We start from the raw sequence: 22,235 nt of genomic DNA, 5'->3' as shown, positions 1-22,235 counted from the left end.
CACATGCCCCGACCGCAGGAGGATCTGCTCATGGCTCCCGCCGGCCCCGCCCCTCGGCGTCGCGGTCGCCCGCGCCATCCGGTGCTCTCCGAGGAGCGGATCACGAAGGCCGCGATCAAGATCGTGGCCACCCGGGGCTACCGGCACCTGACGATGACCGAGCTCGCGCGGGAGCTGAAGGTCTCCACCTCGGCCCTGTACAACCACACGCCGTCGAAGCGCGAGGTGCTGATCCGGGTCCAGGACGCGATCAACCAGGGCATCGACTGCTCCGCCTTCGGCACCGTCCCGTGGGACCGGGCCCTCGAGAGCTGGGCGCGGTCCTACCGGGACTGCTACGCCCAGCACACGGCCATGATCCCGATCATGGCCGTCCAGCCGGTCGCCGACTCCCCGCACACCCTGCAGATGTACGAGACCGTGGCCTCCGGGCTCGCGGACGCGGGCTGGGAGCGCGCCAGCATCGTGGACGTGATCGTCTCGATCGAGTCGCTCGTCTTCGGCGCCGCGTACGACGCGACGGCGCCCGCCGACATCTTCGACCCCGGGGAGCGCGCGGACCTCGCCCCGGTGTTCGCCGCCGCCGTGCAGGCACGGCCGGCGGACGCCACCGCCGCGGCGGACGCGGCCTTCGACGCGGCCCTCACCGCCATGCTGGAGGGCTTCCGGCTGCGCCTGGCGGCCGCCCGGGACCGGGCCGGCCGGCAGGCCGGATCCGCCGGTCAGAACGGATCCGCCGGCCAGGACGGATCCGCCGGCCAGGACTGAGCCCCGGCCGCGCCGGCTCAGGCGTCCAGGGCGTGCATCACGTGCTTGACCTGGGTGTACTCCTCGACCGAGTAGAGCGAGAGGTCCTTGCCGTAGCCGGAGTCCTTGAACCCGCCGTGCGGCATCTCGGAGACCAGCATGACGTGGGTGTTGACCCAGACGCACCCGAACTCGAGCTCGCGGGAGACCCGCATGGCCGTGCCGTGATCGGTGGTCCACACGCTCGAGGCGAGGGCGTAGTCGACGTCGTTGGCCAGCTCGAGCGCCTCCTCCTCCGTGGCGAAGGGCTGCACGGTGAGCACCGGGCCGAAGGTCTCCTCCTGGACGAGGGCATCGCCCTGGCGCACCCCGGACACCACGGTGGGCTCGAAGAAGTAGCCGGGGGAGCCCGCCACCGGCTTTCCGCCGGTGACCACGCTCGCGTGCTCGGGCAGCTCGGCGAGCTTGCGGCACACGTCCTCGAAGTGGCGGGCGTTGTTGAGCGGGCCGTAGAAGTTCTTGGACTCGTCCGGGTCGCCCGTCACGATGTCCCGGGCGGCCGCGGCGAGCAGGCGCACGAACTCGTCGTGGGCGCTGTCCTGGACCAGGACGCGCGTCACCGCGGTGCAGTCCTGGCCGGCGTTGAAGGTGCCGAACTCCACGAGCGCCTTGGCCGCGGCGGGCAGGTCGGCGTCCGCGAAGACGACCGCGGGCGCCTTGCCGCCGAGCTCCAGGTGCCCGCGCGTCAGGTTCTGCGCTGCGGCGAGGGCCACGGCGCGGCCGGCACGGACGGACCCGGTGATCGAAACCATGGCCGGGGTCCGGTGCCCGGTCATGAGCGCTCCCGTGGAGCCGTCCCCGAGCAGCACGTTGACCACGCCGGCCGGGAAGATCCCGTCGATGAGCCGGGCCAGGACGAGGGTGGACCCGGGGGTGGTGTCGGAGGGCTTGAGGACCACCGTGTTGCCGGCGGCCAGCGCGGGGCCGAGCTTCCAGATCGCCATCAGCAGCGGGTAGTTCCACGGCGTCACCTGCGCCACGACGCCGACCGGCTCGCGCCGCACGTAGGAGGTGTGCCCGCCCAGGTACTCCGCCGCGGCCTTGCCCTCGAGGGTCCGGGCGGCGCCGGCGAAGAAGCGCAGGTTGTCGGCGCCGGCGGCGACCTCCTCGTCGGCGATCATCTGCCGCGGCTGGCCGGTGTTGCGGTGCTGGGCCTCGACGAGCTCGTCGCTGTGCGCCTCGAGCGCGTCCGCGAGCCGGAGCAGCAGGAGCTGCCGCTCGCTCGGCGTGGTGCGCTTCCAGCTCCGGAACGCCGCGCGGGCGGCGGCGAAGGCCCGGTCCACGTCCGTGGCGTCGGAGACCGGGGAGACGGCGACCGTGGTGCCGGTGGTGGGGTCGACCACGTCGATCCGGCCGGTGCCGTGGGCGTCGACGAAGACGCCGTCGACGTAGTTCTGCAGGACGTCGCTCATGGTGGTTCCTCTCTGCGGGTGAGAACGCGGTGCCTGCCACTCTAAATGATCAGCGTTCATTTTAGTAGGGTCCGGTGTGACCGGGCCCACCGACGACGACGGACCCCCGCGCCCGAGGATGCTCGGTCGCGGGGGTCCGCCGCTGCGTGGGGCTCCCGGGGATCAGGCCTTCTGCACGGTGATCGACCACTCGGCCGCACCGCGCTTGCTGAACTGCGTGACGGGGTAGCCGTTCTCGGCCGCCCAGCGCGGGATGGCCTCGGTGCCCTGGGTGCAGTCGAAGTTGATGACGAGCTCGTCGCCGGCGGGCATCTCGGCCATCGCGGCCTTCGCCTCGACCACGGGGAACGGGCAGACGAGACCGTCGGTCTCGAGGATGTGCTGTGCCATGGGTGGTGCCTCCTGGGACTGGGGGTCGGTGGGTCAGACGCCGGCCGGGACGCGGCCCGGGGCGGCGGACGTCTTGCGGGGGGCAATGAAGAGCTTGGCGGCCGCGCCGGTGCCGAGGATCATGACGGCGAAGCTGACCCAGCCCTGCCACTCGAAGGCGGCGGTGGCGACCAGGGCGTTGCCGATGGTGCAGCCCCCGGCCCACGCCGCGCCGACGCCCATGAGGGCGCCGCCGCCGATGGAGCGGACGATGGTCTGCGCGTCGGGGACGCGGAGCTTGAACTCGCCCGAGCCCTTGGCCGCGATGAACGAGCCGATCAGGATGCCCAGGACCAGGAACACGCCCCAGTCGACGAGCTCGACGTCGCCCGTGGTCAGGTAGCCGGCGATGTTCGCGGACGGGGTGGTGATGCCGAGGCCCGACTCGCGGCCGGTGGCCCAGCTGGCGGGCCAGGCGATGATCGCGATGACGCCGATGACCACGGCGGTGGCGAACGGGTTCCAGGCCTTCTCGAACAGCAGGTGGTTCAGGCCGGTCCGCTCCGGCGGGAGCGTGGCCATCTTCATCCGCGGCTTGGTGAGGTGGTGGCGGGCCCACAGGCCGGTGACGGCGACGAGGGCCAGCACGAGCACCCACGGGGAGACGCCGAGGGTCTCGTGGATCGAGCCCTGGGTGCCGACCGTCACGCCGCGCATGGCCTCGGTGGTCCCGGCCAGCGGACCGTACTTGGAGATGGTCGCGAACAGCGCGTAGAAGATGAGCGCGAACCAGGAGCCGACGAGCCCCTCGGAGGCGCGGTAGTAGGTACCGGTGGCGCAGCCGCCGGCGAGGACGATGCCGAAGCCGAAGACGAAGCCGCCCACGATCGTGGCCAGCCACGGGAAGGCCGAGGCCTCGAGGGTGATGACGCCGAGGGCGTTCAGCACCCAGATGCCGACCGCCTGGACGGCGATGGCCACGAAGAAGGCGGACAGCCACCACGTGTTCTTCGCGATCCAGACGTCGCGGAACGCGCCGGTGACGCAGAAGCGGCCGCGCTGGAGGACGAACCCGAGGGCGGCGCCGATGAGAAGGCCTGAGATGAGCATCCCAGAACCTTATGATTTCCGGGGCAAGCACTCCAGGGTGTCGTCATGCGCCGTAGCATAGTGATGCAGCACTCACCACTGTGTGACGCCCGAAGACCGCGCCGGCCGGCGCGGACGGGCGGGCGTCCGGACGGAGCGCAGATGAGACGACCCCGGCCCGAGACCCCCGGCCCCGGCCAGGAGTCCGTGTGGGACTACCCGAGACCGCCCCGGACCGAGCCCAGCCGGGAGCACGTGGAGGTGTGGCTGGGCGGCGAGCGCATCGCCTCCACCACGGCCGCGCTGCGGGTGCTCGAGACCAGCCACCCGCCCACCTACTACCTGCCCCGCGAGGCCTTCGCCGAGGGCGCCCTGGTCCCGTGCGAGGGGAGCTCGTGGTGCGAGTGGAAGGGCGCGGCGGCGTACTTCGACGTCCGGGGCGGGGCCCGCACCGCGCCGCGGGCGGCCTGGACCTACCCCTCCCCCGCGCCGGGCTTCGAGTCCCTGCGCGGGCACGTGGCGCTGATGCCCGGGATGATGGACCGGTGCCTCGTCGCCGGGGAGCAGGTGCTCCCGCAGGAGGGCGGTTTCTACGGGGGCTGGATCACCTCGCGGGTGGTCGGTCCGTTCAAGGGCGCTCCGGGGACCCGGGGCTGGTGAGCCCCGGTCGCTCACCGGTCGGTCCGGCCGCGCCCGCGGCGGACGCGTCGGCGGCCTCCTCGGCGGTCTCCTCGGCGGTCTCCTCGTAGGGGCGCAGCCGGACAAGGGCCAGGGCCGCGAGGGCGACGACGACCGCCACGCCGACGTAGAGCTGCGTGGGGGTCCAGCCGGTGTCCAGCAGCGCGCCGACCGCGATGGGGGCGAGGATCGCCCCGGCCCGGCCGACCCCGATGCCCCAGCCCACGCCGGTGGTCCGGATGCCGGGCTCGTAGGTCATGGGCGCCACGGTGTAGAGCCCGGCGATGCAGCCGTTGATGAGCATGCCGACCACCACGCCGGAGGAGAACGCCAGCAGGGGCACGGACGTGGTGGTGATGAACAGCACGAGGGTCACCGCGGAGAGCACCGTGAAGGCCATCAGGGTCAGCCGTTCGTCCCACCTGGTGGTCAGCGCGCCGTAGAGCAGGGACCCGAAGGTGCCGCCCATCGTGAGCATGAGCCCGCCGACGATGCCCTGCTGCTCGGTCATCCCGGTCTCCACGAGGAGCCGGGGCGTCCAGGAGTTGGCGAAGTAGAAGCCGAACATGATGACGAAGAAGGCCGCCCACAGCAGGAGGGTCGCGGTGCGGTAGCGGCCGCTGAGCAGCAGGCCCACGCTGCTCCGCCGCTCGCCGGCGCCCGCCGGGACGGGGCCGAGCTCGACCTCCCCCTCGAGGCGCAGGCGACGGGCGATGCGGTCGAGCTTCTGCACGGCGCCCGCGGGCCGCCGGGTGCGGAGGTAGTCCACGGACTCGGGCAGCACTGCCAGCACGAGCGCGATCGCCACGAGGGTGAGCAGGCCGCCGGTGAGGAACACGGAGCGCCAGCCGAAGGCGGGGATCAGCTGGGTCGCGCCCATGCCGCCGAGGGTGGCGCCCACGCCGTAGCCCGCGGTGAAGATGCTCACGGCCATGCCGCGGTGGCGGGCGCTGGCGTACTCACTGGTGATCACCGTGGCGGAGGCGAGGATGCCGCCCACGCCCAGGCCGGTGACGACGCGCCACAGCCCGAGCTCGAGCACGGACCCGGCCGTGGTGGACAGGAACAGGCCGAGGGCGTTGACGGCGAGCGCCAGCACGAGGATCCTCCGCCGGCCGTACCGGTCCGCGAAGGGCCCGAGGACGAGGGAGCCCACGGCCATGCCGATGAGCCCGGCGCTGAGCAGCCAGCCCAGCTGGGAGCCGGAGAGCCCGAACTCCTCGGTCACGGAGGTGGCCGTGAACGCCATGGCGAGCACGTCGTAGCCGTCGAGGGCGTTGAGGAACGTGGTCACCGCGATGATGAGCCACTGGTACGACGACATCCTGGATGCGTCGATCTGGTGTCGGATGTCCATGGGGAGCCTCTCAGGGGACGTCGATGGTGAGGACGGCGGCCGGGCGCTCGCCGGGATCGGCCGCCGGTGCGGCGGAGACCACCCGCGAGACGCAGCAGCACATGGACGTGCCGGTCTGCTTCTGCCGGTCCGAGTAGAACACGTCGCGGTGGTCGATCCGCCCGGCCAGGCCGAGGACCTTGACCTGGCAGAGCCCGCACTCGCCCTTGCGGCAGTCGGACATCATGTCGAGTCCCTCCCGCTCGAGGGCCTCGAGCAGGGACTCGTCGGGGCCGACGACGGTCTCGGCGCCCAGCCGGGGGACGCGGACCACGAACGGCTCGGCCTCGAACCAGCCGCTGTTGCCGAAGGTCTCGTAGCGCAGGCCGGTCGGGTCCAGCCCGCGCTCGGCCCAGGCGCGGCGCACCGCGTCCATGAGCCGGATGGGGCCGCACATGTAGAGCTCGGCGCCCGCAGGCACGCCGGCCACGAGGGCCGGGACGTCGAGCGAGCCGCCCTCGTCGTCGATGTGCGCCTCGAGCCGGTCCCCGTGCAGGGCGGCCAGGTCGTCGAGGTAGGCCATGGCGGGCCGGGAGCGGGCAACGTAGACGAGGCGGTAGTCCGCGCCGAGCCGGCGCAGCAGCGCCGCCATCCCGGCGATCGCGGTGATGCCGATGCCGCCGGCCAGCAGGACGTAGGACGGGGCCCCCACGCGCAGCGGGAAGTTCTGCAGCGGCTGGGTGATCTCGAGGACCTGCCCGGGCTCGAGACCGTGCATGAAGATCGAGCCGCCGCGGGAGGTGGGGGTGCGGAAGACGCTGACGGCGAGCTGCGCGCCGTCAGCGTCGGCGTCGACCACGGAGTAGGAGCGCACCTGCTGCTCGCCGTGGACGAGGACGCGGACGTCCACGTGCTCGCCCGGCCGCACCGGGCAGGGCCGGTCGGGACGCAGGACGACGCGCCGGATGCCGGCGGCGACGTCCTCGACGGCGACGACGGCGGCGCGCTGCCAGACCTCGTGCTGGGAATCGGCCACGACCCCTCCTCAGGCCCCGGCGGGAGCGGCCGGGGCGGCGGCGGGGCGGCCCTCGGCCTCGAGCGCGCGCTCGAGGAGCCGGCGCACCCACATCCCGCCCATGTCGATGTTGAGGTTGTAGAACTCGTGCTCGGGGTTGGCGTCGATGGCCGCCTGCTGGGCCTGCAGCATGGCCTCGTCCTCCCCGAACACCCCGTGCACGCCGTTGCGCAGCTGGGTGGTGATGAGCTGGCTCTCCAGGCGGTAGTTGCGCATGAAGGCCCAGAAGTAGTGGCAGGAGCGGTCCGTCTCCGGGGTGATCGTGTTCATCACGTAGCCGTTGACCCCGCGGGAGCGGTCCCCCTCGGGCGCCCCGGTGCCGGCCTCGGCGACGCCGACGTCGATGCAGATGGTGGAGGGAAAGGTGTAATGGATGATCTGCCAGCGGTCCACCTTGCCCTCAAAGCCCGGGAACCGGTCCCGCATGTTCTTGAGCCAGAAGGGCGGGGGGTCGATGTTGCGCATCCAGCGGGTCACGGTCACGGAGCGCTCGTCGTGGGTGGTCTCGAACTCCGACTCGGACAGCTCCTCCTGGCCGATGCTGGAGGAGTGCACGAACTCCTCGTGCGTGAGGTCCATGAGGTTGTCGAGGACCAGCTGGTAGTTGCAGGGGGCGTGGATGGTCTCGCCGTCGCCGGCCCACTCGGGGCTGTCCATCTGGTGCATGTCGGGCAGCAGGGCGGGGTCCGCCCGCGTGGGGTCGCCGAGCCAGACCCACACGTAGCGGTGGCGCTCGAGCACCGGGTAGGAGGGCACGGTGGCGGAGGGGTTCAGCGTCTCCTGGGCGGGCATCGAGGTGCACCGTCCCGCGGCGTTGTAGCGCAGCCCGTGGTACGGGCACTGGATCTCGTCGCGGCCCACCAGCTTCCCCTGGGAGAGCGGGGCGAGCCGGTGCCAGCAGGCGTCCGCCAGGGCCACGGGGCGGCCGTCCTCGGTGCGGTACAGGGCCAGCGGGCGTCCCGCCACGGTGCGGGAGAGGATGCCCTTCCCGGTGATCTCGTGGTCCCACCCGGCCACGTACCAGGCGTCGAGCGGGTGGGACAGGAGCTTGGCGGTGGAGGTGGTCCTCGTGGCGGCGACGGTCATGGTGCGGTCCTCTGCTGGGCGGTCCGGGGCGAGCACGATCCACTCACTATCTCGATAGATAGTCGTGGCGCAGGACACACAATACCTATGTCCATAGTGAGTGACAAGGGTCACGGGCCCGGCTCCCGGCTAGGCTCAGCAGGACGACCCCTGCTGCGACGGAAGGAACCGCCCGTGAGCCTCCGCTCGGCCCTGCTGGCACTGCTCTCCTCGGGGCCGCTGACGGGCTACGACGTGGTCAAGCAGTTCAGCTCCTCCGTGGGCCACGTGTGGCACGCCCCCGACTCGCAGATCTACCCGGAGCTGCGCAAGATGCACGCGGAGGGGCTGCTCACGAGCCGGCCCGTCCCGTGGGGCTCGCGCGGGGCCACCAAGACGGAGTACTCGATCACGCCCGAGGGCGAGCGCGCCCTGCGGCAGTGGCAGGACCAGCCGCTCGGCTACGTCCGGGAGCGGGATCCCGCCCACCTGCGGGCCGCCTACTTCGAGTGGGCCTCCCCCGGCGCCGCGGCCGCGCAGCTGCACGCCCACATCGAGCACTACCGGGACCAGCGCGCGCAGGCCCTCCAGCAGATCAGGGCGCTCCAGGACCGCACGAGCCCCACGCTGGCGCGCCGGCTGGCGGCCAATCCCGAGGAGCAGTGGGAGCGGATCACCCGGTTCAAGGTCTTCGCCTACGAGGGGCAGGTGGCCCGCGCCGACCAGGAGATCGCCTGGGCCGAGCGCGGCCTGCGGCTGCTCGAGGAGCTGGGCGAGCTGGGCGGGCCCGGGGAGTCCGGCACCGCCTGAGGTCCGGCGGGCCACCGGGTCCCGGGCTGCCCGGGTCGTGGGGTCCGGGACCGCCCGGGTCGCCGCGTGACGCACCTGCGCCGCGGCCGGCACCGTTCCGGGTCCTGTTCCCGTCCGGCGCACCGGCCGGTGCGTAGGCTGGGCGGACCCCCCTGCCCCTCGGCCCCAGGACAGACCATGACCCGCTCGCCGCTGCCCCGCCCCCTCGTCCCGGCCCTGTGCGCCGCGCTCCTCCTGACCGGCTGCGCCCAGGGCGCCGGCAGCGGCTCGGCGGCGACACCGGCGGCGGACGCGTCGCCGTCGTCGGCCGCCCCCTCCCCGACCCCCGTGCCCGAGGAGCCCGCGGAGCTGATCGGCGGGGGCACCGAGGTGTTCCCCGACCGGCGGATGGTGGCCCTCTACGGCCGCCCCGGGACCCCGGCTCTGGGCGTGCTCGGGGAGCAGGGCCCCGAGGAGTCGGCCGTCCGGGCGAAGGAGCTCGCCGCCCAGTACGAGCCCTTCAGCGACGTGCCGGTGGTCCCCGCGTTCGAGATCATCGCGACCACGGCCTCCGCGGGCCCCGGCAAGGACGGGAACTACTCCGAGGAGCTCCCGGTCGAGGAGCTGCGCCCGTACGTGGAGGCCGCGGCGGAGCACGGCGTCTACGTGGTGCTGGACCTCCAGCCCGGCCGGCAGGACTTCCTGAGCCAGGCGCAGCAGTACCAGGAGCTGCTCGAGCTCCCCAACGTGGGCCTGGCCCTGGACCCGGAGTGGCGGCTGGGACCGGACCAGGTGCACATGGTGCAGATCGGCTCGGTGGACGCCGCGGAGATCAACGCGACCACGGCGTGGCTCGCCGGCCTGACCCGGGACAACGACCTGCCGCAGAAGGTGGTGGTCCTGCACCAGTTCGCGGAGTCGATGATCACGAACCGCCACCTCGTGGACGCCTCCCGCCCGGAGCTCGCGCTGGTCCTGCACGCCGACGGCCACGGCACCCCGGAGCTGAAGACGGGCACGTGGGAGCGGCTGCAGCAGGGCCTGCCGGAGGGGATCCGGATGGCGTGGAAGAACTTCTACGACGAGGACACGCCCACCTTCACGCCGGAGGAGACGTCCGCGGTCGAGCCGCAGCCATGGTTCGTCTCCTACCAGTGAGCCCTGCCGGCCCGGGATCCTCGCGCCTACGATGAGGACGGGCGGCCCGGCAGCCCGCCGGACCGGCGACCGAGGAGGACCCCATGAAGGCACTCGTCTACCACGGACCGGGCCGCAAGGCCTGGGAGGAGGTCCCGGACCCGACCCTCCAGGACCCCACCGACGTCATCGCGAAGGTCGACACGACCACCATCTGCGGCACCGACCTGCACATCCTCAAGGGCGACGTCCCCGCCGTCGTCGACGGCCGGGTCCTCGGCCACGAGGCGGTCGGCACGATCACCGAGGTCGGGGACGCCGTGACCGGGCTGAAGCCCGGCGACCGGATCATCATCCCCGCGGTCACCAACTGCGGGAAGTGCTCCTACTGCAGGAACAACCAGCCCTCCCACTGCCAGACCCTGGGCGGCGTGGGATGGGTGTTCGGGCACCTCATCGACGGCACGCAGGCCGAGTACGTGCGCGTGCCGTTCGCGGAGACCTCCGTGCACAAGGTCCCGGAGGGCCTCGACGACGAGGACGTCCTGTTCCTGACCGACGCCCTGCCCACGGGCTTCGAGATCGGCATCCTCAACGGCAACACGAAGCCCGGCGACACGGTCGCGATCGTGGGCGCGGGGCCGGTGGGCCTGGGCGCGGTCATGACGGCGAACCTCTGCGGCGCCGGGCGCGTCATCACCGTGGACCTCGACGAGAACCGGATGGACAAGGCCCTCGAGCTCGGGGCCACGGACAAGGTCAACGCCGGGGACCCGGACGCCGTCGAGCGGATCAGGGCGCTGTCCCCGGACGGTCTCGGCGTGGACGTGGCCATCGAGGCCGTGGGCGTGCCCCAGACCTTCCGGACCTGCCTGGACGTGGTCCGGCCCTACGGCACGGTGGCCAACGCCGGCGTGCACGGCAAGCCGGTGGAGCTGCCCCTGGACCGGATGTGGATCTCCAACGTCCGCATCAACATGGGGCTCGTGGACTGCCGCACCGTGGGCAGCCTGCTCAACATGGTCCGCTCCGGCCGGCTGGACGCGAAGGCGATGGCCACCCACCGCTTCACCATGTCCCAGATGGAGGAGGCCTACGAGCTGTTCGGCAACGCCGCGCAGCACCGGGCGGTGAAGGTGGTCATCACGGCGGACTGAGCCGCCGGCCCGGCGCTTGCTAGCGTGTGCCCGTGCGGACCGACAGACTCCAGAGCCCCCGGCAGCGCAGGACCATCGACCGGCTGGCCCGGTGGCTCGTCCGCGCCCACGGGACCGAGCCCGGATGGGACGCGCTCGTGCTGGACGTCCTGAGCGTGGGCCGGGACCTGCGCCTGCAGGTGCGGGAGGTCCGCGGCGACCGCACGACCCGCCGGCCCGTGGACGCCGAGGGCCTGCGCAGCACCCCGCGCCGCCTGGCCCGGGCCCTCCAGGAGGACTACGCCGACCTCGTGGACGGGTCGTGGCTGTCCGCCACGCTGATCGTCACCGTGGCCGGGCGGCGCTGGCAGCACCCCGGGGTGGAGCTCGTGCTCAACTACGACGACGACCCCGCCCTCCCGGCGCACGCCCCGCACCCGGTCGCCGCGGAGGACTGGCGCCGGCACCTCGGGCGCTACCGGAGGATGGACCGCAGGATCCCGGTCTGGCTGCGCGAGCGCCTGACCGCGGCCGGCCTCGACGTCCCGGAGCGCTGAACGGGCGCTGTTCGCCCTGGGGGGAATGACCCCTTCCGGGGCGCCCCGCCTGTTCCCTCAGCATGCTGAGGGGTCTACGCTGGTAGCACCTGTTCACCGACCGGAGGGAGAGCCCATGGGACTCGGAGACAAGATCAGCAACGCCGCGGAGAAGGCGAGCGGCACCGCTAAGGAAAAGGTCGGCGACGCCACCGACAACCGCGACCTCCAGGCCGAGGGCCAGGCGGACAAGCTGTCCGGCAGCGCCAAGCAGGCCGGCGAGAACGTCAAGGACGCGGGCAAGAACTTCAAGGACGGAATGTAGCAGCACGGTTCAGCCGTCGAACCACCCGGAGGGCCCCGGTGTCGCAGTCGACACCGGGGCCCTTCGCCGTGCTCCGCCTCCCCCGCCGCCGCGAGGGGTCGCGTTCCGCCTCCTGCCACCGCGAGGGGTCGCGTTCTGCCTCCCCCCGCCGCGAGGGGTCGCGTTCCGCCTCCTCCCACCGCGAGGGGTCGCGTCCTGTCGGGATGCGCCGCTCGTACCGGCAGATGCCGACCCGCCGGCACGAGGGGGTCGCGGATCGCGCCTCGTCACGCGACGGCGCACCGCCTCCCGGTTGCGATGGCACATCCTGGGTAGCCTGGGGCCATGCCGCAGACCTTCCCGGAGTCCCCGGAGTTCCCGCCCGGCTTCGAAGCGGAGCAGTGCGTCTGGGAGGCGTTGCGGGCGCAGCTCCCCGAGGACGCGGTGCTGATCTCGGGGCAGCGCATCACCGGGGACGAGGTCGAGGCGGAACTGGATCTCCTGGTGCTGTGGCCGGGTGTGGGCAACGCGGTGATCGAGGTGAAGGGCGGGGACATCTCGGTCCGGAACGGGCAGTGGCACCAGTCCGGCCGGGGTGGGGCGCACCGGCTGAAGCGGTCGCCGCTGGAGCAGGCCCGGTCCGGGATGCACGCCCTCCTGGACTACCTGGCGCCGCGGCTGTCCCGCGGGGGCGGGCGGACCACGTTCTTCGCGGCCCTGCCCTACACGCGCCTGCCCGGGGACTGGGACGTCCCCGACGCCCCGCGGGACCGGCTGTTCGACCGCACCGACCTGGACGGCATCGCCGGACGGCTGAACCAGGTGCTGCGCCGCAGCACACAGGCCTACCGCCCACCGGACGCGTCCACCGTGGAGCTGATCGTCAAGAACCTGCGCCGCACCCACCTGTCCCTGTGCAACGTGCAGGACCTCGCCCGGGAGCTCGAGGACTCCGGCAACCAGCTCACCCGGGAGCAGGAGCGCACCCTGTCCCTGCTGCGGTGGCAGCACCGCGCGCAGATCACCGGAGGCGCCGGTTCCGGCAAGACCCACCTGGCCATGCTCAAGGCCCGCCGGCTGACCCGCGACGGGCACCGCACGGCGCTCGTGTGCTACTCCCGGGGACTCGCACGGTACTTCGAGCTGATGTCCCGGGCGTGGCCGGAGGAGGAGCGCCCGGCGTACATCGGCCTGTTCCACCGGCTGCCCGTCGAATGGGGCGCGGAGCCCGGCGAGGACGACGACCCCGACTACTGGGAGCACCGGCTCCCCCAGCGGCTGCGGGAGCTGGCCGCCGCCCGTCCGGACGGGGACCGGTTCGACGCGATCGTCGTGGACGAGGGACAGGACTTCGGGGAGCTGTGGTGGGAGGCGCTGGTCCAGTGCCTCGGGGACCCGGACCGGGGCGTGCTGTTCGTGTTCACCGACGAGCACCAGCGCATCTTCGACCGGGACGGGCACGCCCCCATCGACCTCAACCCGTTCCCGCTGGACGACAACCTGCGCAACACGGCCACCATTGCCCGGGCCTTCGCCCCGCTCGCCCGGGAGCCGCAGCGGTGCCGGAACGGGGAGGGCCCGGCGGTGCGGTTCGTCGACGTCGAGCCGGGGGCCGTCCTGGAGCTTGCCGACGACGCCGTGGTCGCCCTCCAGGACGAGGGGTGGGACCCGGGCCGCATCGCGCTGCTGACCACCGGCAGGCGCCACCCGGTGCAGCGGGAGATCGTGGACACGGAAGGCTTCGGAGCCTACTGGGACGGGCACTTCGCGGAGGAGGACGTCTTCTACGGGCACGTCCTGGGCTTCAAGGGCCTCGAGCGCTCGGCCGTGGTCCTGGCGGTCAACGGCTTCCAGGACATGGTCCGGGCCCAGCACATGGTCTACGTGGGCATGTCCCGCGCGAGGTCCCTGCTCGTCGTCGTCGGACCCCGGGAGGTCGTGGAGGAGGCCGCCGGCCCGCGTCTGATGGCCGCGCTCGACGCGGGCGAGGCATGGCGCCCGCCCGCGGGCTGACCCGGAGCCGCCCCTGCCGGCGGGCCGGTCAGGTCAGGTCGCTGATCAGCCGCGCCAGGATGTCGTTCATCGCCAGCAGCCCGATGAGCTCGTTGCCCTGGACCACCACCAGGCGGTTGAGCCGGAAGCGGGTCATCAGCGCCGCGGCCTGGTTCACGGACAGGTCCTCGCCGACCGTGACCACCGGCTTGACCGCGGCGTCGTAGACGTTGAGGAGATCCACGTCCCCCTCCTCCGCCACGATGGCCTGCAGCAGCTCGCTGTAGCTGAGCAGCCCGTAGCCGTCGTGGGGGTGCTGCGGCTCCACCACCAGGCTCTTGACCTGGCGGGTGCTCATGGTCGACAGCGCCTCCCGCAGGGTGCTGTAGGGGGAGATGGTGATGACGTCGCGCACCATGACGTCCTTGACGGTCAGCACGGGGTTCCTCCTGGGAATCTCGGACGGTGGGAAACTCGGACGGAGCTCGATCGGGGTTCGAACGGGCGTCGGGTCAGGCGCCCTCGCGGCGCATGTGCTCCTCGAACCGGGCGACCTGCTGCATGTCGATGCCCGTGAGGTGGTCGATGGGGATGCTGAAGGCGATGCCGCGGGAGCCGCCGCCGCCGTCGACGAGCAGGTCGTGCATCACCTTGAGGATGGGCGTGGCCAGGTGCGTGCCCACGACCATCAGGAGCACGGTCTGGGCGCCCTCGAACGTCAGGCCGAAGAAGGTGCGCTTGGTCTCGCCCCCGATGCCCTTGCCCGGGAGGATGGTCACCCCCGTGGCCCCGGCGCGCTGGGCCCGCTCGATGACGGTGTCCTCGAGCTCGTCGGGGGCGATGACCACCACGGCGGTGAACTTCATGTCGGCTCCTTCTGCAGGCGGGGGATCCTCTCCAGGATCATGGCGTACCCGAGCACCGAGATGATCGGGAAGATGGACGCGAAGGCGATCAGGCCGAAGCCGTCGATCAGCACGTCCCGCCCCTCGATCGCGCCCGCGAGCCCGATGCCGAGGGCGGTCACGAGGGGCACGGTGACCTCCGAGGTGGTGACGCCGCCGAGGTCGAAGGCGAGGGCCACGATGTGCTTCGGCGCCAGCAGGACCAGGACGATGACCACGGCGTAGGCGGCCATGATCACGTAGTGCAGCGGTGCTCCCACGAGGATGCGGTACACGCCCAGGGTGATGCCGACCGCCACGCCGACGGCCACGACGAGCCGGATGGCGGAACCACTGATCCGGCCCGGCGAGGCCGCCTCGGCCTGCTCGCCGATGGCCACCAGGGCCGGCTCGGCCATGGTCGTGGCGAAGCCGATGAGCAGGGCGAAGAGCAGGATGAGGGCGGGCGCTCCGCGCTCGATCAGCTGCTCCGCCATGATCGTCCCGATGGGGAAGAGCCCCATCTTGAGGCCGACGACGAACGCGTACAGCCCCACGAGGACCATCACGAAGCCCACGGCCACGCGCAGCGGGTGGGCCACCCCGCGCCGCAGCACCACGTACTGGAAGAACAGGACCACGAGCACCATGGGCAACACGTCCCGGACCATCTCCGCGAGCCCCAGCACGTGCTCGAGGGCCCAGTGCACCGGGGCGCCCCCGGACCCGGCGGCGCCGACGGCCTCGGCGTCGCCGAACGTGTAGACCCAGATCCCGTACAGCTGCACGCCGATCATCGGCACCATGACGCACAGGGCCACGAGGCCGAAGCCGTCCGAGAGCGCGCTGCGGCCCCGGATCGAGTTGGCGAGACCGATCCCGATGGCGGCGATCAGCGGCACGGTGACGATGTTCGTGGTGACGCCGCCGGAGTCGTAGGCGAGGCCCACGATCTCCGGCGGGGCGACGTACGTGGCGACCAGGACGAGCACGTAGCCGGGCAGCAGCAGCCTCTGCACCGCCCAGCCCCGCAGGATGCGCAGGATGCCGAGGACGAGCACCGCGCCCACGGACACGGCGATGACGAGGCGCAGCACGAGGGCGCTGATCCGTCCCTCGCTGACGAGCTCGGCCTGCTCGGCCACGGCGATCAGCGCGGGCTCGGCGACCACGGCGGCGAAGCCGATGGCGAAGCCGAACGGGAGCAGCAGCCCCAGGGCGCCGCGGCGGGCGAACTGGTTGGCCAGGTTCTTGCCGACCGGGAACACGCTGAGGTCGAGGCCCTGCAGGAACAGGGCGATGCCGACGCCCACGACCAGCAGCCCGGCGACGAGCCGCAGGGGCTGCTCCGGGACCTCCCGGAACACGGCCAGCTGGAACACCACGACCACCACCACGATGGGCAGCAGACTCCGCAGGGCCTTCAGGAACTCCCGGGAGAAGTGCGTGAGGTGCTCCATGGGCGCTGCCGGACCTCCTCCGGGGGAGCCGCGGGCGGGGTGTCTCCCGCCAGTCTGTCGCGGCCGGCCCGGGGCCGTCTACCGGGTGCTGTCGGTGGCCTCGTCGGCGTCGTCGCCGGACTCGACGCCGGCGAGCTCCTCCTGGGAGCCGTGGCCGGTGCGCGCCCGGGTGCGGGCGTCGACGGCCAGCAGGGCGAGGACGACGACGCAGCCGGCCGCCGCCGCGAGCAGCTGCACCCACCAGTCCCCCTCGGGGGAGAGCAGCGTGCGGTCCTCGAGCTGCCAGGGCCACAGCGTGCGCAGGGCGCCGAGCATGAGCCCGGTGAGCGCCAGCATGGTGACGCGGTGGTGGTGGTCGAGGAGCCACTGCAGGCCCTTGACGATGACCACCATGCCCAGGGCCGCCCCGAGGAAGAACAGGGACAGGTAGCCGAGGTCGAGCTCGTCGACGGCCCGCAGCGTCGGCTGGTAGAGCCCGATGGTCAGGAGCAGGAAGGAGCCGGAGAGCCCGGGGAGCAGCAGCGCGGACACCGCGACCATGGCCGCGAGCACGATGAGCAGCGGCGCGGGGGCCACCGTGGTGGGCGGCACGGACACGAGCACGAACGCGAGCACGGCCGCGAGCGCCACGACGGCGGCGTCCCGGGCCCGCAGGGCCCCGCCCGCCAGACGGAGGGGCACTCCGATGGAGGCCAGGACCATGCCGAAGAACAGCGCCCGCATGGTGACGGGGTACTCCTCGACGAGGTGGCTCATGGGCCCGGCCACGGTGAGCAGGGCCGCGACCATGCCGATCACCACGGGCACCACGATCCGCCAGTGGACCCGGGCCAGGTGGTGGCGCACCCCGGCGGCGCGGTCGGGCCCGAGCAGCGCCCGCCTGCCGGCGGAGACCACGTGCCCGGCGGAGTTGATGAGCTCGTCGTAGATGCCGACCACGAGGGCCACGGTGCCGCCGCTGACCCCGGGGACGGTCTCGACCACGCCGATGAGCGCGCCGCGCACCACGTTGCCCGGGATGCTGCGGCGGACCTCCCCGCCGGGGGTGGTCGTGGCGGTGGTCGTGGTGGCCGGCGGTGTCGAGGGACGGTCCGGGGGCGACGAGGGCGTCACAGGTGCTCCTGGGCAGGGGAAGAGGGGACGCCTGCCAGGGTACCGGGGCGGGCGCCCGCCCCGGCGGCCCCGGGTGTGCCGCCGGACACGCGTGCGTAGACTGGCCCGACCGCACGAGCCTTCGACCCAGGAGCCCGCCATGAGCCCCAACCACGTCGGTTTCGCCCTGATCCTGCTGGCAGCGCTGTTCCTCGTGGGGAAGTGGTTGCGGGTCCGGGTGCGGTGGATCCAGAAGATCTTCCTGCCCAGCTCCATCATCGCGGGCTTCCTCGCCCTGCTCGCCGGGCCCCAGGTCCTGGGCCGGGTCGGGGAGGCCGCCGGGGTCGGCTGGCTCGCGGACGGGGGCGTGTTCACCCCGGAGATCCTCGAGGTCTGGGCCGCCCTGCCCAGCCTGCTCATCAGCGTGGTCTTCGCGACGCTCTTCCTCGGGGCGTCCATCCCCGGTCCGCGGCGCGTCGCCCGGCTCGCCGGCCCGCAGCTGTCGGTGGGTCTCGCCTTCGGCTCCGGCCAGTACGTCGTCGGCCTGCTGCTGGTGATCGCGGTCCTCGGTCCCCTGTTCGGGATCTCCCCCATGGCCGGGGCCCTCATCGAGATCGGCTTCGAGGGCGGCCACGGCACCGCGGCCGGGATGCGCCCCGTGATGGAGGAGCTCGGCTTCGAGGAGGGCGCGGACCTGGCCCTGGGCATGGCCACGATCGGTCTGGTGGGCGGCATCGTCATCGGGATCGCCGTCATCAACTGGGGTGTGCGCACCGGCCGCACCAAGGTGCTCAAGGGCAACGTGGAGCAGTCCGTCGAGGAGCAGAAGGGCCTCTACCGCCGGGACGAGAACATCCCCGCGGCCATGATGACCTCCCGGCCGGCCTCGATCGAGCCGCTGACCCTGCACGTGGCCGTGGTGGGCATCGCGATCCTCATCGGCTACCTCATCCTCACGGCCCTGCAGTGGGTCGAGCAGGCCCTCTGGGCGGACACCGTGGAGCTGCTCGCGTTCGTGCCCCTGTTCCCGCTCGCCATGCTGGGCGGCGTGGTGGTGCAGCTGGTGATGGACTGGCGGGGCATCGGCCACCTGCTGGACCACCAGATGATGCTGCGCATCCAGGGGCTCGCCCTCGACTTCCTGATCCTCGCCGCGATCGCGACCCTGTCCCTCACCGCGATCGCCGCGAACTGGGAGGTCTTCCTGGTCCTGTCCGTCGCCGGCGTCGTCTTCTGCACCGGCTTCCTGCTCCTCTTCGTGCCCAAGGTCATCCCCGACTACTGGCTCGAGCGCGGCATCGCGGACTTCGGCCAGTCCATGGGCGTCACCGCCACCGGCCTCATCCTGATGCGCATCGCCGACCCGCACGACGAGAGCCCGGCGATGGAGGCCTTCGGCTACAAGCAGCTGTTCTTCGAGCCGTTCTTCGGCGGCGGGCTGATCACCGCCGCCTCGGTGCCGCTGATCTACCAGTTCGGCCCGTGGCCGCTGCTCGTCGTGATGTCGGTGCTGTTCGTGGTGGCGCTGGTCGGCGGCATGTCCTACCGCAAGCGGCTCGTGGCGGCCGGCACCGCCGACGCCGTGCACGCCCGGCAGGCCTGACGGGCCATGAGCGACGTCCTCGTGGCCACCGGTCACGGGCAGATGCCCGTCCACGTGGCGGTGCCCGACGGCCCGGGGCCCTGGCCCGGGGTGGTGCTCGTGCACGACTTCACCGGGATGAGCCAGGACCTGCGCCACCAGGCGGACTGGCTGGCGGGCGCGGGGTTCCTCGCCGCGGCCCCGGACCTCTTCCACTGGGGCGGCCGGCTCCGCTGCCTGCGCACGATCATGAAGGACATCGGCGCCCGCCGGGGACGCACGTTCGACGACGTCGAGGCGGCGCGGTCCTGGCTCGCCGCGCGCCCCGACTGCACGGGCCGGATCGGGGTCGTCGGCTTCTGCATGGGCGGCGGCTACGCGCTCGCCCTCGCCGTGGAGCACGGGTTCTCGGCCGCGAGCACGAACTACGGCGGGTGCCTCGAGGGCGCCGAGCAGTGGCTCCCGGACGCCTGCCCCATCGTGGGCAGCTACGGCGGGGCGGACACCACTCCCCTGGGCGCCGACGCCGGCCGCCGCCTGGAGGGCATCCTCACCGAGACCGAGGTGGCGCACGACATCAGGATCTACCCCGGGGTGGGTCACGGCTTCATGAACGACCACGACCCCGAGGACCTCTCCCCGATGCTGCGGGTGCTCGGCCGGTTCAGCCGCACGGCCTACGACGACCCGGCCACCCAGGACGCCCGGCGCCGGATCGTCGCGTTCTTCGACCGGCACCTGCGGGAGCCGGCCGGTCCGGACGGAGCGCAGGACTCCGAGGGCTGAGCCCCCGGGGGCGAGGGCGCGCACGACACGGATGACGGTGTGCGACGACGAATTCGTGACGTGTTGTTGTTCACGCGCCCGGCCGGGACGGCCGTCACAGAACGCCGCCCTCGGCACCCTCCTGGCAACCGTTGCAGGTTGCCGACCGGACGGGGGTGTGACCAAGCTCAAGACCTGCGGGCCGTTTGTCAAATCGGGGTCGCTGCGCAGGTCACCGCGGACAGTGCACCATGGAAGCACACACGAACGAAGACTTGATGGGAGGTGGCGGAATGACCGCTGCTGAGAAGTGGATGACCGACCTGAGCCAGATCCAGCCCGGCGACCGGCTCGAGATCTGGGACGAGTTCTACGAGAGCTGCATCGGCACCGTGGGGCAGGTCTCGCACCCCCTGGGCGTCCTGTGGGTCCTGGAGGCCGGCACCGGCGTCCGCCGGCTGTTCTCCTTCGAGGACTGCCGCCTGCGCCCCGCGCCCCTGGCCCTCGCGGCCTGACCGGACACGGTCCACGACGCCCGATCGGGCCGGTACGCACCGGCGCCCGGTCGGGCGTCGTCGTACCCTGGGCCCGCCCGGCCGCGCACGGCAGGATGGACCCATGAGCATCCTCATCGGCCTGGACATCGGCGGCACCACGACCCACGGCCTGCGGGCCGAGGACGGCCGCCCGGTGCAGGAGGCCGTCGGCGGCAGCGCCAACGTGCAGAACGTCAGCCCCGCCCAGGCCTCCCGCGCCCTGGCCGGCGTCCTCGGTGAACTGGGCGCCTCGGCCGCGGACGTGGTCGTGGCGGGGGCGGGCGGCGTCGACACGCCCGCGGACGCCGAGGCGCTGCGCGCGCTCATCGCCCCGCACACGGGGGCGGCGCGGATCGTCGTCGTGCACGACACCCGGCTGGTCCTGGCCGCCGGCGGGTGCAGCACCGGCATCGCGGTCATCGCCGGCACCGGCTCCGCCGCCTGGGGCGCCGCCCCGGACGGCCGGGAGGCCCGCGCCGGCGGCTGGGGGCACCTGCTGGGCGACGAGGGCAGCGGCTACTGGCTGGGCCGGGAGCTCGTGCGCCGCGCCCTCGCCCGGCTCGACGACGGACTGCGGCCCGACGCCCTGGACCGGGCGGTGCTGGCGCACTGCGGGATTCCCGAGCCCGGTCAGCTCATCGAGCGCTTCCACAGCGGCGCGGACCGCGGGTTCTGGGCCGGGCTCTCCCGGGTCGCCTTCGAGGCCGCGGCGCACGACGACGACGCCCTGCAGCTGGTGGAGCGCGCGGCCGGGGCGCTGGCCGACCTCGCCGGCACCGTGTCCCGGCGGCTGGAGCTGACCGGCCCGGTGGTGGTGGGCGGTGGCCTGGCACGGCACCAGCCGCTGCTGCGGGACCGGCTGCAGCAGGCCGCCGCGGCCCGCGGTCTCGGGGAGCTGCGGGTGCTCGAGCGCGATCCCGTGCACGGCGCCCTGCGTCTCGGCGAGCGCCGGTGACGGCAGAGCCGCCGGGGAGCCCTACCCTGAACGGGTGACCACCCTCGCTCCCGCCCGCGGCCCCCGGCTGCGCCCGACCCTCTACGTGCTGGCCGCCGTCGTCTCCGTCCAGTTCGGCGGGGCCCTCGCCGCCGTCCTGGTGCCCCTGATCGGGGCGTCCGCCACGGTGACCATGCGGCTGCTCATCAGCGCCGCGATCATGCTGGCCGTCATCCGGCCGCGGCTGCGCGGCCGGAGCCGGGAGGCGTGGCGGTCCGGCCTGTTCTTCGGGGCGGCCCTGGCCGGCATGAACTTCGCGTTCTACCAGTCCCTGGCCACCCTCCCGCTGGGCGTGGCCGTGACCATCGAGTTCCTGGGCCCGCTCGCCCTGTCCGCCGTGCTCTCCCGCCGCGGCCGGGACGTCCTCGCCGTGGCGGCGGCCCTGGGCGGGATCGTGCTCATCTCCCAGGCCCTCACCGTGCCGTGGGCGGAGCTCGACCTCGCCGGCATCGCTTGGGCCGCGCTGGCCGGGGCGGGCTGGGCCGCCTACATCCTGGGCAGCCGGTCCGCGGGCCGGCACTTCGACCAGCTGGACGGTCTCGCCGTGGCCCTGGTCGTGGCGGCGGTCCTGGTCACCCCGGTGGGGGTCCTCACGGCGCACGTCCCCGCCCTGACGTGGGGCGTGCTGGGCGCGGGGGTGGGGATCGCGATGCTCTCCTCCGTGGTCCCCTACTCCCTTGAGCTGCTCGCGCTGCGGGCCATCCCGCCCAAGGTCTTCGGGATCCTGCTGAGCCTGGAGCCCGCGGTCGCGGCCCTCGCCGGGCTGCTGGTGCTCGGGCAGGCGCTCACGGGCCCGCAGCTCGTGGGCATGGGCCTGGTCGTGGCCGCGAGCGCCGTGATCATGGTGGGCGGGAGCTCCCCCGAGCTCGCCGCGGACGCCGCGGCAGACCCGGCGGCGGACCCGGCGGCCCGCGAAAACTGATCAGTCCCCTGTTCAATGTCGGACGGCCGTGATGGGATGGAGACCATGGAAGCCAACGAGATCATGGACCGCATCCGCTCCGCCCGGGACCACGCCCTGGAGCAGGAGCGCGAGGAGCGCAGCAACATCGAGAACGCCGACACCGCGGACAAGCAGGGCGCGGCGAGCGTGCGCCTGGCCACCCGGCAGGCCGTGCGGGAGGCCTTCGACGACATCCTCGGCGAGAGCACCGACCCCGGGCAGGACGGCTGAGCGCCCGGACGGCAGCGCGCCCG

The 22,235-nt window shown here is 72.9% G+C and carries 24 protein-coding genes; 14 read left to right on the top strand and 10 right to left on the bottom strand.

Features of this window, described 5'->3' with window-relative positions:
- Window positions 1-3 precede the first annotated feature (3 nt).
- Window positions 4-768, top strand: coding sequence for a TetR/AcrR family transcriptional regulator (locus EQG70_RS02600; RefSeq protein WP_237740453.1), 765 nt, complete (start codon window positions 4-6; stop codon window positions 766-768).
- Between the two features lie 17 nt (window positions 769-785).
- Here the strand turns inward: EQG70_RS02600 and EQG70_RS02595 are convergent, their stop codons facing one another.
- The 3 genes from EQG70_RS02595 to EQG70_RS02585 all read right to left on the bottom strand — a co-directional run bounded on the left by EQG70_RS02595 (window position 786) and on the right by EQG70_RS02585 (window position 3,698).
- Complete coding sequence (locus EQG70_RS02595; RefSeq protein ID WP_109269215.1) at window positions 786-2,219, bottom strand: aminobutyraldehyde dehydrogenase; 1,434 nt, start codon at window positions 2,217-2,219, stop codon at window positions 786-788.
- A 162-nt stretch (window positions 2,220-2,381) separates the two neighbouring features.
- Entirely contained in the window at window positions 2,382-2,609 is a 228-nt protein-coding gene (locus tag EQG70_RS02590; RefSeq protein ID WP_017833997.1) for a sulfurtransferase TusA family protein, read from the bottom strand.
- 33 nt (window positions 2,610-2,642) lie between these two features.
- Complete coding sequence (locus tag EQG70_RS02585; RefSeq protein WP_109221838.1) at window positions 2,643-3,698, bottom strand: YeeE/YedE family protein; 1,056 nt, start codon at window positions 3,696-3,698, stop codon at window positions 2,643-2,645.
- A gap of 141 nt (window positions 3,699-3,839) precedes the next feature.
- On the opposite strand from EQG70_RS02585, the gene EQG70_RS02580 reads away from it, so the two are divergent.
- The gene (locus EQG70_RS02580) at window positions 3,840-4,337 is read left to right on the top strand and encodes a DUF427 domain-containing protein (protein ID WP_109269214.1); all 498 of its coding nucleotides are present in this window, start codon (window positions 3,840-3,842) and stop codon (window positions 4,335-4,337) included.
- On the opposite strand, the gene EQG70_RS02575 is transcribed toward EQG70_RS02580, so the two are convergent.
- From EQG70_RS02575 to EQG70_RS02565, 3 genes are read right to left on the bottom strand one after another with little or no spacing between them, the layout of a single operon-like run.
- On the bottom strand, window positions 4,306-5,712 hold the full coding sequence (locus EQG70_RS02575; RefSeq protein WP_109269213.1) for an MFS transporter: 1,407 nt from the start codon (window positions 5,710-5,712) through the stop codon (window positions 4,306-4,308). The two genes, EQG70_RS02580 and EQG70_RS02575, sit on opposite strands and share 32 nt — an antisense overlap.
- Before the next feature lie 10 nt (window positions 5,713-5,722).
- Window positions 5,723-6,727, bottom strand: coding sequence for a PDR/VanB family oxidoreductase (locus tag EQG70_RS02570; protein ID WP_109244268.1), 1,005 nt, complete (start codon window positions 6,725-6,727; stop codon window positions 5,723-5,725).
- A 9-nt stretch (window positions 6,728-6,736) separates the two neighbouring features.
- Complete coding sequence (locus EQG70_RS02565) at window positions 6,737-7,852, bottom strand: aromatic ring-hydroxylating dioxygenase subunit alpha (protein WP_109269212.1); 1,116 nt, start codon at window positions 7,850-7,852, stop codon at window positions 6,737-6,739.
- A gap of 174 nt (window positions 7,853-8,026) precedes the next feature.
- Between EQG70_RS02565 and EQG70_RS02560 the strand changes: the two genes are divergently transcribed.
- The 6 genes from EQG70_RS02560 (at window position 8,027) to EQG70_RS02535 (ending at window position 13,746) form a co-directional block, all read left to right on the top strand.
- On the top strand, window positions 8,027-8,641 hold the full coding sequence (locus EQG70_RS02560; RefSeq protein ID WP_035925357.1) for a PadR family transcriptional regulator: 615 nt from the start codon (window positions 8,027-8,029) through the stop codon (window positions 8,639-8,641).
- Between the two features lie 177 nt (window positions 8,642-8,818).
- Window positions 8,819-9,778, top strand: a complete 960-nt coding sequence (locus tag EQG70_RS02555) for a hypothetical protein (RefSeq protein ID WP_109269211.1) — start codon at window positions 8,819-8,821, stop codon at window positions 9,776-9,778.
- A gap of 83 nt (window positions 9,779-9,861) precedes the next feature.
- Window positions 9,862-10,914, top strand: coding sequence for a zinc-dependent alcohol dehydrogenase family protein (locus EQG70_RS02550; protein WP_109269210.1), 1,053 nt, complete (start codon window positions 9,862-9,864; stop codon window positions 10,912-10,914).
- Between the two features lie 32 nt (window positions 10,915-10,946).
- The gene (locus EQG70_RS02545) at window positions 10,947-11,450 is read left to right on the top strand and encodes a hypothetical protein (RefSeq protein ID WP_138976445.1); all 504 of its coding nucleotides are present in this window, start codon (window positions 10,947-10,949) and stop codon (window positions 11,448-11,450) included.
- Between the two features lie 115 nt (window positions 11,451-11,565).
- Entirely contained in the window at window positions 11,566-11,754 is a 189-nt protein-coding gene (locus EQG70_RS02540; protein WP_035925348.1) for a CsbD family protein, read from the top strand.
- Window positions 11,755-12,078: 324 nt separating this feature from the next.
- Entirely contained in the window at window positions 12,079-13,746 is a 1,668-nt protein-coding gene (locus EQG70_RS02535; RefSeq protein WP_109244264.1) for an NERD domain-containing protein, read from the top strand.
- A gap of 28 nt (window positions 13,747-13,774) precedes the next feature.
- Here EQG70_RS02535 and EQG70_RS02530 read toward each other — a convergent pair whose 3' ends face one another.
- From EQG70_RS02530 to EQG70_RS02515, 4 genes are all read right to left on the bottom strand, one after another.
- The gene (locus EQG70_RS02530) at window positions 13,775-14,164 is read right to left on the bottom strand and encodes a CBS domain-containing protein (RefSeq protein ID WP_109221844.1); all 390 of its coding nucleotides are present in this window, start codon (window positions 14,162-14,164) and stop codon (window positions 13,775-13,777) included.
- A 73-nt stretch (window positions 14,165-14,237) separates the two neighbouring features.
- Window positions 14,238-14,591, bottom strand: a complete 354-nt coding sequence (locus tag EQG70_RS02525; RefSeq protein WP_109221845.1) for a P-II family nitrogen regulator — start codon at window positions 14,589-14,591, stop codon at window positions 14,238-14,240.
- A complete protein-coding gene (locus EQG70_RS02520; protein WP_109269208.1) occupies window positions 14,588-16,069 on the bottom strand; it encodes a DUF1538 domain-containing protein in 1,482 nt (493 codons plus the stop codon). Before EQG70_RS02520 ends, EQG70_RS02525 begins: the two co-directional genes overlap by 4 nt.
- Before the next feature lie 78 nt (window positions 16,070-16,147).
- The gene (locus EQG70_RS02515) at window positions 16,148-17,182 is read right to left on the bottom strand and encodes a DUF368 domain-containing protein (protein WP_095649911.1); all 1,035 of its coding nucleotides are present in this window, start codon (window positions 17,180-17,182) and stop codon (window positions 16,148-16,150) included.
- 139 nt (window positions 17,183-17,321) lie between these two features.
- Here EQG70_RS02515 and EQG70_RS02510 point away from each other — a divergent pair, with 139 nt between their 5' ends.
- From EQG70_RS02510 to EQG70_RS02485, 6 genes are all read left to right on the top strand, one after another.
- Complete coding sequence (locus EQG70_RS02510) at window positions 17,322-18,764, top strand: sodium/glutamate symporter (protein ID WP_035925335.1); 1,443 nt, start codon at window positions 17,322-17,324, stop codon at window positions 18,762-18,764.
- 6 nt (window positions 18,765-18,770) lie between these two features.
- Complete coding sequence (locus EQG70_RS02505) at window positions 18,771-19,529, top strand: dienelactone hydrolase family protein (RefSeq protein ID WP_109269207.1); 759 nt, start codon at window positions 18,771-18,773, stop codon at window positions 19,527-19,529.
- A gap of 272 nt (window positions 19,530-19,801) precedes the next feature.
- The gene (locus EQG70_RS02500; RefSeq protein ID WP_017834012.1) at window positions 19,802-20,023 is read left to right on the top strand and encodes a hypothetical protein; all 222 of its coding nucleotides are present in this window, start codon (window positions 19,802-19,804) and stop codon (window positions 20,021-20,023) included.
- A 103-nt stretch (window positions 20,024-20,126) separates the two neighbouring features.
- Entirely contained in the window at window positions 20,127-20,999 is an 873-nt protein-coding gene (locus tag EQG70_RS02495; protein WP_109269206.1) for an N-acetylglucosamine kinase, read from the top strand.
- Between the two features lie 34 nt (window positions 21,000-21,033).
- Complete coding sequence (locus EQG70_RS02490; RefSeq protein WP_109269205.1) at window positions 21,034-21,960, top strand: EamA family transporter; 927 nt, start codon at window positions 21,034-21,036, stop codon at window positions 21,958-21,960.
- Window positions 21,961-22,005: 45 nt separating this feature from the next.
- On the top strand, window positions 22,006-22,212 hold the full coding sequence (locus EQG70_RS02485) for a hypothetical protein (protein WP_017834015.1): 207 nt from the start codon (window positions 22,006-22,008) through the stop codon (window positions 22,210-22,212).
- Window positions 22,213-22,235: the final 23 nt, after the last annotated feature.

Source organism: Kocuria rosea, assembly GCF_006094695.1.
In the GTDB taxonomy this organism is placed as follows: domain Bacteria; phylum Actinomycetota; class Actinomycetes; order Actinomycetales; family Micrococcaceae; genus Kocuria; species Kocuria rosea.
This window is presented reverse-complemented; position numbering and strand designations above follow the sequence as displayed.

What these genes read in the sequence shown, in the direction of transcription:
- EQG70_RS02585 (WP_109221838.1), bottom strand. Translation starts at nt 3,698, where the DNA reads ATGCTCATCTCAGGCCTTCTCATCGGCGCCGCCCTCGGGTTCGTCCTC.
- EQG70_RS02525 (WP_109221845.1), bottom strand. Translation starts at nt 14,591, where the DNA reads ATGAAGTTCACCGCCGTGGTGGTCATCGCCCCCGACGAGCTCGAGGAC.
- EQG70_RS02575 (WP_109269213.1), bottom strand. Translation starts at nt 5,712, where the DNA reads ATGGACATCCGACACCAGATCGACGCATCCAGGATGTCGTCGTACCAG.
- EQG70_RS02555 (WP_109269211.1), top strand. Translation starts at nt 8,819, where the DNA reads ATGACCCGCTCGCCGCTGCCCCGCCCCCTCGTCCCGGCCCTGTGCGCC.
- EQG70_RS02595 (WP_109269215.1), bottom strand. Translation starts at nt 2,219, where the DNA reads ATGAGCGACGTCCTGCAGAACTACGTCGACGGCGTCTTCGTCGACGCC.
- EQG70_RS02485 (WP_017834015.1), top strand. Translation starts at nt 22,006, where the DNA reads ATGGAAGCCAACGAGATCATGGACCGCATCCGCTCCGCCCGGGACCAC.
- EQG70_RS02590 (WP_017833997.1), bottom strand. Translation starts at nt 2,609, where the DNA reads ATGGCACAGCACATCCTCGAGACCGACGGTCTCGTCTGCCCGTTCCCC.
- EQG70_RS02535 (WP_109244264.1), top strand. Translation starts at nt 12,079, where the DNA reads ATGCCGCAGACCTTCCCGGAGTCCCCGGAGTTCCCGCCCGGCTTCGAA.
- EQG70_RS02540 (WP_035925348.1), top strand. Translation starts at nt 11,566, where the DNA reads ATGGGACTCGGAGACAAGATCAGCAACGCCGCGGAGAAGGCGAGCGGC.
- EQG70_RS02510 (WP_035925335.1), top strand. Translation starts at nt 17,322, where the DNA reads ATGAGCCCCAACCACGTCGGTTTCGCCCTGATCCTGCTGGCAGCGCTG.
- EQG70_RS02550 (WP_109269210.1), top strand. Translation starts at nt 9,862, where the DNA reads ATGAAGGCACTCGTCTACCACGGACCGGGCCGCAAGGCCTGGGAGGAG.
- EQG70_RS02495 (WP_109269206.1), top strand. Translation starts at nt 20,127, where the DNA reads ATGAGCATCCTCATCGGCCTGGACATCGGCGGCACCACGACCCACGGC.
- EQG70_RS02505 (WP_109269207.1), top strand. Translation starts at nt 18,771, where the DNA reads ATGAGCGACGTCCTCGTGGCCACCGGTCACGGGCAGATGCCCGTCCAC.
- EQG70_RS02580 (WP_109269214.1), top strand. Translation starts at nt 3,840, where the DNA reads ATGAGACGACCCCGGCCCGAGACCCCCGGCCCCGGCCAGGAGTCCGTG.
- EQG70_RS02565 (WP_109269212.1), bottom strand. Translation starts at nt 7,852, where the DNA reads ATGACCGTCGCCGCCACGAGGACCACCTCCACCGCCAAGCTCCTGTCC.
- EQG70_RS02500 (WP_017834012.1), top strand. Translation starts at nt 19,802, where the DNA reads ATGACCGCTGCTGAGAAGTGGATGACCGACCTGAGCCAGATCCAGCCC.
- EQG70_RS02600 (WP_237740453.1), top strand. Translation starts at nt 4, where the DNA reads ATGCCCCGACCGCAGGAGGATCTGCTCATGGCTCCCGCCGGCCCCGCC.
- EQG70_RS02520 (WP_109269208.1), bottom strand. Translation starts at nt 16,069, where the DNA reads ATGGAGCACCTCACGCACTTCTCCCGGGAGTTCCTGAAGGCCCTGCGG.